This window comes from Rhodococcus koreensis (assembly GCF_900105905.1).
Taxonomy (GTDB): domain Bacteria; phylum Actinomycetota; class Actinomycetes; order Mycobacteriales; family Mycobacteriaceae; genus Rhodococcus_F; species Rhodococcus_F koreensis.
In genome coordinates, this window is record NZ_FNSV01000005.1 from 6,876,508 (window position 1) to 6,890,653 (window position 14,146).

At 71.9% G+C, this 14,146-nt stretch carries 6 protein-coding genes; all 6 read left to right on the forward strand.

Annotation, left to right across the window (positions count from 1 at the left end):
* Positions 1–3 precede the first annotated feature (3 nt).
* From BLV94_RS35875 to BLV94_RS35900, 6 genes are read left to right on the forward strand one after another with little or no spacing between them, the layout of a single operon-like run.
* Positions 4–303 (forward strand): acyl carrier protein, encoded by a 300-nt coding sequence (locus BLV94_RS35875; protein ID WP_072947118.1) that lies wholly within the window; start codon positions 4–6, stop codon positions 301–303.
* A complete protein-coding gene (locus tag BLV94_RS35880) occupies positions 300–1,397 on the forward strand; it encodes an acyl-CoA dehydrogenase family protein (protein WP_072947117.1) in 1,098 nt (365 codons plus the stop codon). Before BLV94_RS35875 ends, BLV94_RS35880 begins: the two co-directional genes overlap by 4 nt.
* On the forward strand, positions 1,394–2,404 hold the full coding sequence (locus BLV94_RS35885) for a 3-oxoacyl-ACP synthase (RefSeq protein ID WP_072947116.1): 1,011 nt from the start codon (positions 1,394–1,396) through the stop codon (positions 2,402–2,404). The genes BLV94_RS35880 and BLV94_RS35885 overlap by 4 nt, the downstream gene beginning before the upstream one ends.
* Complete coding sequence (locus BLV94_RS35890; protein WP_072947161.1) at positions 2,401–3,453, forward strand: HAD-IIIC family phosphatase; 1,053 nt, start codon at positions 2,401–2,403, stop codon at positions 3,451–3,453. Before BLV94_RS35885 ends, BLV94_RS35890 begins: the two co-directional genes overlap by 4 nt.
* Positions 3,450–5,024 (forward strand): amino acid adenylation domain-containing protein, encoded by a 1,575-nt coding sequence (locus BLV94_RS35895; RefSeq protein WP_072947115.1) that lies wholly within the window; start codon positions 3,450–3,452, stop codon positions 5,022–5,024. Before BLV94_RS35890 ends, BLV94_RS35895 begins: the two co-directional genes overlap by 4 nt.
* Positions 5,017–14,145 (forward strand): amino acid adenylation domain-containing protein, encoded by a 9,129-nt coding sequence (locus BLV94_RS35900; protein ID WP_371851590.1) that lies wholly within the window; start codon positions 5,017–5,019, stop codon positions 14,143–14,145. Before BLV94_RS35895 ends, BLV94_RS35900 begins: the two co-directional genes overlap by 8 nt.
* The last annotated feature ends 1 nt before the right edge of the window (position 14,146 follow it).

Here is a 14,146-nt window from a genome sequence, read left to right on the forward strand (position 1 = left end):
CCCATGGACACAGCAAATGCACCTGTGCCCGAGTCCCATGACGAGCTGGTCGAGCAGCTACGGCAGTACCTGAGCTCGATCACGTCGACGGAACTCGGTCCCGACGACGACTACTTCACCCTGGGACTGGTGAGTTCGTTGCGGGCACTGGAGATCGTCACGTACATCGAAGGCTCCCACGACGTCGTGGTCGAGGTGGAGGATCTCGACCTCGACAACTTCCGCACTGCGGCCCGGGTTGCGGGGTTCATACGGAGGAAGCGGGGCGAGCAGCTTCGTGCGACGGACGGGGCGTCGCCGTGATCGGAATCGACACACTTGTCGCCTCCGCCGAGATCGACGCCGGCAACTGGGACGAGACCGGGCTGCCGGTCGAGGTCATCGAGGCCGCCGCGAAGGCGGGTGTCCTCGGGCTGGACCGGACGACGGAGTGCCGGGGGCTGGGCCTGAACGCCGCCGAACTCGGCTCGGTCGCAGAAAGACTGGGGGCGGTCTGCACGTCGTTGCGGTCGCTGCTGACCGTGCAGGGGATGGTGAACGCCGCGGTCGATCGGTGGGGCACCGCCGAACAGCGGGCGAGGTGGTTGCCCGCCCTGACGACGGGTGAGCTCCTTGCCGGATTCGCCGCCACCGAAACCGGGGCGGGCAGCGACCTCTCCTCTGTGGCTACCAGTTTCGAGGAGCACGGCACGGACCACCGCATCACGGGGCGGAAACTGTGGGTCACGTTCGGCGAGGTGGCGGACGTCCTGCTCGTCCTCGGCCGGTCGCAGGCCGGGCTGACCACCGCACTGGTCGAGACGGACGCGCCGGGGGTGACCGTCGAACCGCTCCACGGTCAGCTGGGCATGCGCGGCGCCCGGATCGCGCACATCGCGCTGGACGGCGTCGTCGTCCCCGCCGACCACCTGATCGCACCGCCGGGATTCGGGCTGTCCCACGTGGTCGGAACGGCCCTCGACCACGGCCGGTACACCGTGGCGTGGGGGTGCGCCGGGATGGCGCGCGGGTGCCTCGCCGACGCCGTCGCACACGCCTCCACCCGGGTGCAGGGCAGTGCCGTGTTGTCCGAGCACGACTCGGTCCGTGCGATCCTCGGGCGCAGCTGGGTCGACGCGGCCGGCGCCCGCGCGCTGTGCGAACGGGCCGCCGAACAACGCGATGCGCGTGAGCCGAGCGCGCTGTTCACGACGATCGCCGCGAAGTACGCCGCCGCCCGCGTCGCCGCATCGGTGAGCCAGCAGGCGGTCCAGGTGCTCGGTGCCGCCGGGTGTGCCCCCGGCAGCAGGGTGGGCCGCTTCTTCCGTGACGCGAAGGTCATGCAGATCATCGAGGGCTCGACCGAGGTCGCCGAACTCCAGATCGGTGACTACGTGCTCGGGGGAGGTGTGCGATGACGGCAGACCCGCCGGTCACGATCGAGTCCGTCGCGCTGTGGTTCCCCGACGACGAGGTGACCGTGGCGGGACTGCCGGAACTCGACGAACTGCCGATCGCGCAGCGCGAGCACGCGCTGGCACTGGGCATCGACACGGTGCGGATCGGAATCGGTCTCGCCGAGGTGGATCTGGCGCAGGCCGCGGCGGAGGAGGCGCTCCGCACGTCCGGCCTCGACGCCACCCAGCTCGACGCGCTGCTGCTCGTGCAGGGCCGGGTTCCGCAGTATCTGCTCGCGTCCGAGGCGACGCGGCTGCAGCACCGACTCGGCGCGACCCAGGCGTTCACGACCGGGGTGGGGGACCTCGGGTGCGTGTCCGTCTCGGCGGCGTTCACGCTCGCGTCGGCGATGCTCCGCGGCGACCCCCGCTGCCAGAACGTGCTCGTCGTCGCGGCGGCGAAGACACCCACCCGGTCGCGGTACCGGCCGCCGATGACGCTCCTCGGCGACGGCGCCGCCGCGGTCCTGCTGACGACGTCGGGGACGGGACGGTACGAACTCGTCGACCAGATGATCCGCAGTGACGGAAAATACGCCGACCTGTTCCACATCGACTACCGCGACGTCCGCGAAGCCGACTGGGTCGAGGAATGCGCCGACGAACCCACGTACTCGTTTCGCCTGGCGGTCGAGAGCAGGAAGCGGTTCACGGAGATCAACGCGGAGCTGCTGGCCCGGAACGGGGTGCAGCAGGACGGGATCGGCGTGTTCCTCATGCAGAACCTGTCGCTCGGTGCGTTCGCGTTCTGGCAGGAGGCACTCGACGTCGCGATCGATCCCGTCTGCCGCGACAACTTGGCCCGGTACGGCCATCTCGGCTCCGTCGACGTGGTGGCGAATCTCGAGCGCGTGGCGTCCGCGCAGGCGCCCGGCGACTACTGCGTGATCATGAACAGCAGTCCGGTCGCGGCGTGGAGCAGTGCGCTGCTCCGGCGCCTGCCGGACCGGCCCGGGCGCGGGGCGTGATCGCGATGGCGCCGACGGTCAAGTGCATGGTCTGGGATCTCGATGACACCATCTGGGACGGCGTCGTCCTCGAACAGGACGCCCCGGTGCCGACCGCGGACGCCCTCCGCGCCCTGGACGTGCTCGATCGGCGCGGAATCCTGCACGCCGTGGCGAGCCGCGGCGAATTCGAACCCGCCGCCGCGCACCTGCGGATGCACGGCATCGAGGAACTGTTCTGCGCCATCGACGTCGGGTGGGGCCCGAAGTCGGAGGCCGTGCGCCGCATCGCGGAGACCCTGAACCTGGGTCTCGACACCATTGCCTTCGTCGACAACGATCCCGTCGAGCGCGCCGAGGTGTCCGAGGCGCTGCCCCCGGTGCGGTGTTATCCCGCCGAGCAGATCGCGTCGTTCCCCGACCTTCCCGAGTTGACCCCGCCCGCCGTCACCGCGGAGGCGAGGCAGCGGAGGGCGCTGTACCGCGCCGAACGGATCCGGCAGGTGAGCGAACAGGAGTTCCACGGGTCGAACACCGAGTTCCTGGGCTCGCTGGACCTGGTCATGACGGTCCGCAGGGCGAACGAGGACGACCTCGAACGCGCGCACGAACTGACCGTGCGGTCTCATCAACTCAACACGACGGGACGCACTTTCGGGATCGACGAACTGCGCGGGCCCTGCGCCTCCGACGATCACGAGGTGCTCGTCGCGTCGCTCGCCGACCGGTTCGGCGGGTACGGCACGATCGGTCTCGCGGTCTCGGAGATCCGCGGCGACGATTCCGTCCTGCAACTGCTGCTGATGTCGTGCCGGGTGATGTCGCGTGGCGTCGGGACGGCGCTGATCCGGCACGTCGTGGAGCGGGCCCGCGCCCACGGCAGGCGGGCGCTCGCCGAGTTCGTGCCGACCGACGTCAACCGCGTCATGCTGGTGACGCTGCGATTCGCGGGCTTCGACGTCGTCGACCCGAACCCCGAGCGGATGCTGCTGCTGTGCAACGACGTCCGCAGTGCGGCGGCACCGAACGCCGATCACGTCACGGTCGTCTCGGGAGACGTAACGCCATGACGGACGTGGTCTCGAGCGGCGGAGTGACGTCCGGGATCCTCCGCCAGTGCAGGCGGGTTCCCGGCCGGATCGCGGTCGTGGTGGGCGACCGTGCGCTGACGTACCGCGAACTCGACGCGGCGAGCGAGGCATTGGCGCGCAGGCTCGCGGCCCTCGGCGTACGACCGGGCCAGGTGGTGCTGATCCACCAGCGTCAGAGCGTCGAGACGGTCGTCGGGATGGTCGCCGCTCTGCGGCTGGGCGCGGCGTGGTGCGTGATCGAGCCCGGACATCCGGTGGGGCAGCTCCGCGCACTCCTCGGCGACGTCGACTGCGGCGCCATCGTCTTCGGGTCCGCGGATCCCAAGACGTCGCCGGAGACGATTCGGGCACTGGCCCGTAGTGCGGGCGGACGTGTTCCGGCACTCCATGACCGGGACGCGAGCCCCGCGCCCGAAGCCGAACCGGCGGTCGAACTTCCCGCGGACGTGCCCGCGGCCACCCCGGCGTACGTGATCACGACGTCCGGTTCCACCGGCATCCCCAAGGCCGTCGTCGCGAGCCGCGCCAACCTCGCGAGCATGGTCGACGGCCGCAACTACGACTACGACGAGGACGACCTGGTCACGTTCTCCGCGTTCCGCCTCACGTGGGACGGCTCCCTGCTGAAGACCCTCTGGGCGCTGTGCGCCGGCGGCACCAGCGTGCTCCCTGCCGCGCACGAACTGATGGACGCCGAGGCGGTCGCCGCGCTCGCCCGGACGTGGCGGGCCACCCACCTGGTGGCGACTCCGTCGTTCTACCGGCTGCTGCTGCCGCACCTCGCCCCGCTGCGCGAGCGCCTGCGGTTGGTGACGCTTGCGGGAGAAGCCCTTCCGGGGGTGCTCGTCGCCCAGCACCGGGCGGTGCTGCCGGGTGTTCCGCTGAGCAACGAGTACGGTCCGACCGAGACCACCGTCAGCTGTCTCGCCCATCCGGTGCGCGACGTCCCCGCCTCGATCGCGCCGATCGGCAGACCGCTGGGCGCGAGCACGGCGTACGTCCTCGACGCGAAACTGGTCGAGGTGCCGTACGGGGCGGTCGGCGACCTGTACATCGGCGGTCCCCAGATTTCCGAGGGCTACGCGTCCCGCCCGGGCGCCACCGCGGCCAGGTTCGTCGCCGACCCCTTCGCGGAGCGGCCGGGCGCCCGGATGTATCACACGGGCGACCTCGCGCGCGTCGACCCGCACGGCGACATCGAATTCTGCGGCCGGTTCGACGGGCAGGTGAAGGTGCGGGGCGCCCGCGTCGAGAGGCACGCGGTGGAGGCCGCGCTGGAAAGTCATCCCGCGATCCACCAGGCCGTGGTCCTCGCGACCGCCGACGAACACGGGGAGACCACACTGACCGCGTTCTGGGTGCCCGCGGCCACGGCGACCGTGCTGCCCACACCCCGCGACCTGATCGCGCACTGCGCCGAACGCCTCGTCGCGCAGGCCGTGCCCGACCGTTTCCTCGCGCTCGGCGCGCTTCCGCTCGCCCCGAGCAGCAAGGTGGACGAGGCGGCGTTGCGCCGGCTGCTCCCCGGCGGAGGTGGTGGCGTTGCCTGAGCACCGTCCCGGGACCGCCGGCAACGCCGAGACACCGTTCCCGCTGTCCTCCGCGCAATACGAGGCGTGGCTGGCGCAGCAACTGGCCCCCGACGTGCCGCTGTGCATCGCCCAGTACGTCGAGGTGCACGGCGACCTGGACGTCGACGTCCTGCGCGCGGCCACCGTCGCGACCGCGGACGAATTCGGATCACCGTTTCTCCGGTTGATGGACAGGGACGGTCAGCCGTTCCAGATGGTCGACCCCGCCGCGGACCGCTCGATCGGGTTCGTCGACTTCCGCGACGACCCCGAACCGGTGGACGCCGCCCGCCGGTGGATGCGCGCCGACTGCGAGACCCCGCTCGATCCGACCCGCGACCGGCTCGTCGAATCGTCGATCCTCCGGGTCGGTGACGAACACTACTTGTGGTACAGCAAGATTCACCACGTCGCCCTGGACGGCTACGGTGCGATGACGATGCTCAACCGCATCGCGGCCCGGTACTCCGCGCAGGTGCTCGGCCGGGAACCGGCACCGGGCGAGGCCGCGGACCCCCGGCATCTGTACGACGCCGACCAGCAGTACCGGTCGTCGAGTCGCTTCGCGGCGGACCGGCAGTACTGGGCCGATCGGATCAGCGGTCTCGGACCCGGATCGACCCTGGCGCGGCGGACCGGGCCCGCGGTCGCCACGAGCACCGACGCCGCGGGGCCTCTCCCGGACGCCGCGGAGCGAGCGCTGGGCGGCGCAGGCACCCACGGAACCGCCGCGATCATCGCCGCGTTCGCCTGCTACCTGTCGAGGATGACGGGCCGCCGGGACGTGCTCGTGAAGATCCCGGTGTCGGCGCGCACCACCGCAATCCTGCGACGGTCCGGCGGGATGGTCGCGGGTGTCGTGCCGCTTCCCGTGCGGATCCGCCCCGAGGACACCGTGGGACAACTGGTCGAGCGGGTGCAACTGGACCTGATGGGTGCGCTGCGGCACCAGCGTTTCGGGCTCGGCGACATCCGGCGCGACGCGGGCGCCGCTGCCGCGGAGTCGCTGTCGGGACCGATGGTCAACGTGATGCTCTTCCATCAGGAACTCGCCCTCGGGCCGCTCGTCGGCGAATACCACATCGTCACGTCCGGACCGGTCGAGGACCTGCTCGTCAACGTGTACCAGAGCGGCTCCCCGGTCCGGACCGTCGTCCACTTCCTGGCCAACCCCCACCGCTACGACGCCGGCGAGGTCGGTGCCCATCACCGGCGGTTCGTGGACCTGCTCGGCGACTTCCTCGCGGCAGACCCGGACGCCCCCGTCGGCACCGTCCACGAGGAGACGGCCCGGCTCGACTTCTGGACGCGCACCCTGGCGGGCGCGCCCCCGCTGCTGGATCTGCCCACCGATCGTCCGCGCCCCGCACGGCCGTCCCGGCGCAGCGCCGCCGTCGACGTCGAATTGGACCCGGAACTGCGGCGCGGGCTGACAGCGCTCGCCGAGGCGCACCGCACGGACGCCGCCACCGTCGCGCACGCGGCCCTGGCACTGGTGCTGGCACGATCGGCCCGTACCGGCGACGTCGTCCTCGGCACGCGGACGGATGCCGACGTGGTGGTGTCGCGGACCCGGGTGCGCGGCGCCGACCGGTTCGGCGACGTCGTCGACACGGTCCGGGACGCCGCCGCGCAGGCGTTCGCCCACCGTAGCGTGCCAGTGGAGGCCGTCGCCCTGGCACTCGACCCGCCGCGGTCCGCGTCCCACGCACCGCTCTTCCAGGTGCTGCTCGAATTCTCGGACTCCGGTGGGGAACTCGGCGACCTCGATCTGCGGGTGACGGTGTCGGACACGACGGCCCGCTTCGCCTACGCGACGGACCTGTTCGACGCCGCCACCGTGGACGGGCTCGCTCGGCGGTTCGTGTGCACCGCCGCGACGGGTGTCGCGGATCCGTCCGTCGCGGTCGGCGACATCGACCTCGCCGATCCGGCCGAACAGGCCCTCGTACGGGAATGGTCGATCCGGCAGACGGACGCCGCCGGCGAAACCACGCTCGGCGCGCTGTTCGCCGACCGGGCCGCACGGAACCCCGGCGCCACCGCCGTCGTGTCGGGTGGTGAGCGCATCACGTACGGCGACCTCGACGCCCGGTCGAACCGCCTTGCCCGGCACCTCCTCTCGCTGCGGGTGGGCCCGGAGTCGATGGTCGCCGTCGCACTGCCGCGGACGGCAGCGCTCGTCGTCGCACTCGTGGCGGTCGTCAAGGCCGGGGCCGCGTACGTGCCCGTCGACGCGGATCACCCCGGTGAGCGTTCGGCCCTCGTCGTCGCCGACGCCCGTCCGGTGTGCGTGCTCGCGACCCGGGACACCGCGGCCACGCTGCCCGTCTCGGATGTTCCGGTCCTGCTTCTCGATTCGGCGGACCCCGAAATCGACGGCCGCTCCGCGGACCCGCTGACCGATACGGAACGGGCACCGGCCGATCCGGACTCGCTGGCCTACGTCGTCTACACGTCGGGATCGACGGGGCGGCCGAAAGGCGTTGCGGTGTCGCACCGCAACGTGGTCTCCCTCTTCACCGGCACCCGGGACCTGTTCCGGTTCGACGACGCCGACGTGTGGACGATGTTCCACTCCCCGGCATTCGACTTCTCGGTGTGGGAGTTGTGGGGCGCGCTGCTGCACGGCGGCACCCTCGTCGTCGTCGACCTCGACACCGCCCGGACACCCCCCGCGTTCCTCGCGCTGCTGCGCCGCGAGCGGGTGACGGTGCTGAGCCAGACCCCGACCGCGTTCTCCCAGCTGATCGAGGCCACCGAGGCCGACGCCGCCGCAGGCCCGACGTCGCTGCGCTACGTCGTGCTCGGCGGCGAGGCGCTCGACTTCGGGCAGCTGGAACGCTGGTACTCCCGCCGCGGCGAGGACGCGCCCGTGCTCGTGAACATGTACGGCATCACCGAGACGACGGTGCACGTCACCCACCTCCCGCTCGGCCGCGCGCTCGCCGCCGCCGCGTGGACGAGCGGGATCGGACGGGCGATTCCCGGGCTTCGGGTGTCGGTGCTGGACGCGCGGCTGCATCCGGTGCCGGTCGGTGTGGCCGGCGAACTGTACGTGGCGGGACCACAGGTGGCACGCGGCTACCTCGGCCGCGCCGGGCTCACCGCGTCCCGCTTCGTCGCGGACGCGTCGGGGGACCGGATGTACCGGACCGGGGACGTGGTGCGGTGGCGGCGGGACGGAAGCCTCGACTACCTCGGACGCGACGACCTGCAGGTCGAGATCCGCGGCTTCCGGGTGGAACTCGGCGAAGTGGAGTGGGTGCTGGGCCGGTGCGACGGTGTCGCGCAGGCCGTGGTGACGCTGCACGAGGATCCGGTGACCGGACCGGCGCCCGCCGCGTACGTGGTGCCCGAGGCGGGTGCGGTCGTCGACCCGGGGGCCGTGCTGGAGTTCGCGGCAACCGCGCTGCCCTCGTACATGGTCCCGGCGTCGGTGACGGTCCTCGAGCGCGTGCCGCTCACCGTGAACGGGAAACTGGACCGGGCGGCACTTCCGGCGCCCGCCAACGACTCCGGCGCCGACTTCGTGGCAGCGGGCACCCCCGCCGAGGAGGCGATCGCGGTCGTGTTCGCCGCGCTGCTCGGCGTGCCCGCGGTCGGCGTCGACGACGACTTCTTCGCGCTCGGCGGCAACTCGCTTGTCGCGGCGAAGGTCGTGGCGCGGATTCAGGCTGTGCTCGGTGCGGCCGTGGGAGTGCGCGACGTCTTCGAGGCGCGGACGGTGCGGACGCTCGCCGCCCGTGTGGCGCGGGCGGACTCGGCGAGCAGGCCGCCGCTGGTGGCCACCGACCGGTCCGCGGCGGCGCCGGTGTCGCTGGCGCAGACGCGGATGTGGTTCCTCGACCAGTTCGACACGACGTCGCCCGCCTACAACATCGCGGCGGCCTTCCGGTTGCGCGGCCCCCTCGACGTCGATGCACTGCACGCGGCGCTGACGGACGTCGTGGACCGGCACGAGGCGCTGCGGACGATCTTCCCGATGCGCGGCGACACGCCCGTGCAGTCGGTGATTCCGGCGGCGGACGCGGTGCGCCGCCTCCGCGCGGTCCCGGTGTCGGGGGAGAGCGAACTCCGGGACCGGCTCGCCGCGGCACTGTCCGCGGGCTTCGAGGTCACCGCGCAGGTTCCGTTGCGGGCGCACCTGTTCGAGCTCGGTCCGCGTGATCACGCCCTGGCCCTGGTGGTCCACCACATCGCGGCGGACGCGTTGTCGCTGGGACCGCTCGCCCGGGACGTGACGTCCGCGTACACCGCGCGGGCGCGGGGGCACGCGCCGGACTGGGTGCCGCTCCCGGTGCAGTACTCCGACTACAGCGTCTGGCAGCGGACCCTGCTCGGAGCGGAGGACGATCCGGACTCGCTGATGTCCCGTCAGCTCGGGTACTGGCGTGCCGCGCTCGCCGACGCGCCGATCGTGACGGACCTGCCGATGGATCGCCCACGCCCCGAGCACCGGACGCTCGCCGGCGCGCGGGAGGCGTTCGACATCGGGGACCGCCTGCACCGGAAGGTGGTCGCCCTGGCGCGGGAACACGATGCGACGGTGTTCATGGTGACCCACGCGGCGTTCGCGGTCCTGGTGTCCCGCCTGGGGAGCACCGCCGACGTGATGATCGGATCGGCGGTGGCGGGGCGCGGAGAGGCCGTCCTCGACGACGTGGTCGGGATGTTCGTCAACACCCTGGCGCTGCGCACCCCGGTCCGCGGCGCCGACTCGTTCGCCGCGGTGCTCGCCGCCGTGCGGGACCGCGATCTGGAGGCGTTCGCGCACGCGGAGGTGCCGTTCGAGCGGGTCGTCGAGGCGCTCGCGCTCCCACGCACCACCGCCCACGCCCCGCTGTTCCAGGTGCTGTTCGAATTCCAGGACGTCGAGCGGCCCACCCCGAGCCTGCCGGAACTGGACGTGGACGAGATCGACCTCGGTGTCTCCGTCTCCACGTTCGACCTGCAGCTGACGCTGGCCGAACGGTTCGGGGAGAACGGGGCGCCCGCCGGGATCAGCGCCGGATTCACCTATGCCACCGACATCTTCGACGCCGCGACCGTCCGGAAGTTCGCCGAACGGTACGTGCGGCTCCTCGACACGGTGGTCGCGGACCCGGACGTTCCGCTGGCCCGGTTCGGTCTGCTGTCCGCAGGCGAACGCGAGGCGCTGGTGCCCGTGCGCGGGCGGCCCACCGGCACCACCCGGCTGCTGCCGGAGATCCTCGCCGCCGCGGCCGCCCGGGACCCGCACGCCGTCGCGCTGTCGTACGGCAACGCGGTGATGTCGTACCGCGAACTCGACGACTGGTCGAACCGTCTCGCGTGGGTGCTGATCCGCCGCGGAATCGGGCCGGAGGACCACGTGGCGATCGGGCTCGTCCGATCCGTGGAACTGGTGGTGGCGGTGTGGGCGGTGGCGAAATCGGGTGCGTCGTTCGTGCCGGTGGATCCGAGCCTGCCGTCCGCGAGGATCACCGACATCCTCGCCGACTGCGGGGCCGTGGTGGGACTCACCGTCGCCGAACAGCGCGACCGGATGCCGGACGGCGTGGAATGGCTACTCCTCGACTACCCGGGTCCGACGCGGAGATGGGAGTCCCGGTCGATCACCGACGAGGACCGGGTCGTGCCGCTGCGACCGGACCACCCGGCGTATCTGATGTACACGTCCGGGTCGACGGGCGCGCCGAAGGGCGTCGTGATCCCCCATGCGGGGTTGCAGAACTTCACGATCGATCAGCGCACGCGGTATGCGACGACGAACGCGTCGCGTGTGCTGAATCTCGCGTCGCCCGGGTTCGACGCGACGATGCTCGAATACCTGATGGCGTTCGGCGCGGGCGCGCGACTGGTGATCGCGGCGCCGCACGTGTACGGCGGCGCCGCGCTGACGGAACTGCTGGCGGCAGAACGGATCACCCACGCATTCGCGACCCCGGCGGTCCTGGCCACGATCGACCCGCGCGGTCTGCGTTTGCTGCGCGCCCTGGTCGTCGGCGGGGAGCGCTGCCCGCCGGAGTTGCTGGCCCGCTGGGCGGCCGGGCGCACCCTGCTCGTCGGCTACGGCCCGACGGAGACGACGGTGATGTCGAACATCGGCGACCCGATGACCCCGGGCGACCCCGTGCGGATCGGCCACCCGATGCGTGGCGTCCGCGAACTCGTCCTCGACGAGTGGTTGCGGCCGGTGCCCGTCGGTGTGGTGGGTGAGCTGTACGTGCTGGGGGACGGTCTGGCACGCGGCTACCACCGGCGGGCCGGAGCGACCGCCGCCGCGTTCGTCGCGAACCCGTTCGACCATCCGGGCTCGCGCATGTACCGCACCGGGGATCTGATGCGGTGGACGAAGGACGGGCGGCTGGAATATCTGGGCCGCAACGACTTCCAGGTCAAGCTGCGCGGCCAGCGGGTCGAGCCGGGGGAGGTGGAAGCGGCGCTCACCCGCTGCCCCGGTGTCGCGCAGGCGGTGGTCGTGGTGCGCCGCACACCCGCCGCCGAGGCGGTCCTCGCCGGGTACGTCACGGCCGAGGACGGCGCGGATCTCGACACCACGGAGGTGCTGCAGTTCGCCGGATCGGTGCTCGCCCCGTTCATGGTGCCCGCCTCGGTGACCGTCCTCGACCGGCTTCCGCTCGGCGCCAACGGCAAGGTCGACCGGCACGCGCTGCCGGAACCCGAATTCGCCCCTCGCATCTTCCGTGCGCCCGGCACCCCGTTCGAGTCCGCGGTGGCCGACGTGTTCGCCGAGGTCCTCGGGACCGGCGTCGTCGGAGCCGACGACGACTTCTTCGCGTCCGGGGGCAACTCGCTGACCGCAACACAGGTGGTTGCGCGCATCAACTCCGCGCTCGGTGCGGACGTCGGTGTGCGGGACGTGTTCGAGGCCCCGACCGTGCGGGCGCTCGCGGCGCGGATCGCCCGGGAGACCGCGGGCGGCGAGGTCCGGCCCGCGGTGGCGGTGCCCCGGCGCCCCGACCCGGTGCCGCTGTCGTGGGCGCAGCACCGGATGTGGCTTCTCAATCAGTTCGACCCGTCCTCGCCCGCGTACAACGTCGCGATGATCGTCCGGCTGTCGGGCGACCTCGACGTCGACGCGCTGACCGCCGCCCTCGCCGACGTCGTGGAGCGGCACGAATCGCTCCGCACCCGGTACCCGTACGGCGACACCGGACCCACCCAGGTGATCGTCGGCGCGGGGCACATCGCGCAACTCACCGTGTCGACGTCCGAAGATCCGGTACCCGGACAGATCTCGGAACTCGTGTCCGCAGGATTCGACGTCGCCGCCGAAGTGCCGATGCGGGCACGGCTGTTCACACTCGGCGACCGGGAGCACGTCCTCGTCGTCGTGGTGCACCACATCGCGGCCGACGGGTTCTCGATGGTCCCGCTCGCCCGCGACGTGCTGACGGCCTACACCGCGCGGTCCGAGGGCTGCGCGCCGGGATGGGAGCCGCTGCCGGTGCAGTACCCCGACTACACCGTGTGGCAGCGGGAACTCCTCGGCTCGCAGGACGACCCACACTCCCTGCTCTCCCGGCAACTCGACTACTGGCGGTCGGCGCTCGCCGATGCGCCCGCCGTGACCGACTTGCCCACCGACCGTGACCGCCCGCCCCGCCGATCGGCCGCCGGCGACCGGGTGACATTCACGATCGGCGCCGACCTGCACCGCGAGGCGGTGGCCTTGGCGCGGACCCGGCGGTGCACCGTGTTCATGATCGTGCACACGGCCCTCGCCGTGTTGCTGTCCCGCTCGGGTGGTTCCGGCGACGTGGTGATCGGGTCACCGGTCGCCGGCCGTGGCGAGGCCGTCCTCGACGACGTGGTGGGCATGTTCGTCAACACGCTCGTGCTGCGGACCCACGTGTCGGGGACGTTCGACACTCTGCTCGCACGGGTCCGCGAGACCGATCTCGCGGCCTACGCCCACGCCGACGTGCCGTTCGAGCGGGTGGTGGAGGCGCTGAACCCGCCTCGCTCCCAGTCTCATTCACCCCTGTTCCAGGTGTTGCTCGAGTTCCGGAACACCGAGCACCCCGATCTCACGCTCCCGCACCTCGAAGCCCAGGTCCTCGAACCCGACGTCGAGGTCTCCCTCTTCGACCTGCACCTGACGGTGCGGGAGCGGTACGACGACTGCGGAACACCGGAAGGGTTGACGGCCGGATTCACCTATACGACCGACCTCTTCGACGAGGCGACCGTGCAGGCCCTCGCCGGAAGGTTCACCCGGATCCTCGCCGCGTTCGTCGCGGATCCGAGTTTCCCCGTCGGCGACGTCGACCTGCTGACCCCGGACGAGCACACCCGCATCCGTGAATGGAGTACCGCGGCCGGGACGTTCGTGCTCGATCCCCGGCTGCAGCTCACCCCCGAGGAGGTGAGCGGCGAGGTGTATGTCGCCGACACGCGGGAGTCCCACACGTCGGCGCGCGCGGCGGCCACCACGTTCGTGGCGAACCCGTTCGGATCCCCGGGCTCCCGGATGGTCCGCACGGGCGCGCTCGCCCGGTGGAACCGGTCCGGACGACTGCTGACGGTCGACGCCGCCGGATCCCCGGCACGGTCGGTCGCGGACGTCGTCGAGAGTCACCCGGCGGTCCGTGAGGCCGTGGTCCTCACGACCGCAACCGGTGTCACCGCCTTCTGGGTGCCTGCGGCCGCGGCGGCCGTGCTGCCGATGGCGGAGGACCTGCGGGAGTTCAGCGCCGGACGGCTCGACGCCCGCTCCGTGCCCACCCGTTTCGTCGCACTCGGGGCCGTCCCGCGAACGGCGGGCGGCGAGGTGGACGAGAACGCGCTGCGCGCACTCGTGTCCGAGGCGGAGCCGGCGGTGCGGCCACGCTGGACGACACTGCAACGGTCGGTGGCCGAACACTGGGCGGCCGTGCTGGGGCACGACGACTTCGGTCCCGAAGACGGATTCTTCGACGTCGGCGGCAACTCCCACCGCGTCGTGGAACTGCAGCGGCGTCTCGACGGACAGTGGCCCGGCGCCCTGCGGGTGGGCCAGTTGTTCGACCTCGTCACCGTGGCGGCGCAGGCCGAGGCGCTCTCGCATTCCACCGACAGCGAGGCGCCCGCGCCCGCCACCTACGAGTTCTGAC

What these genes read in the sequence shown, in the direction of transcription:
- BLV94_RS35875 (WP_072947118.1), top strand. Translation starts at nt 4, where the DNA reads ATGGACACAGCAAATGCACCTGTGCCCGAGTCCCATGACGAGCTGGTC.
- BLV94_RS35885 (WP_072947116.1), top strand. Translation starts at nt 1,394, where the DNA reads ATGACGGCAGACCCGCCGGTCACGATCGAGTCCGTCGCGCTGTGGTTC.
- BLV94_RS35895 (WP_072947115.1), top strand. Translation starts at nt 3,450, where the DNA reads ATGACGGACGTGGTCTCGAGCGGCGGAGTGACGTCCGGGATCCTCCGC.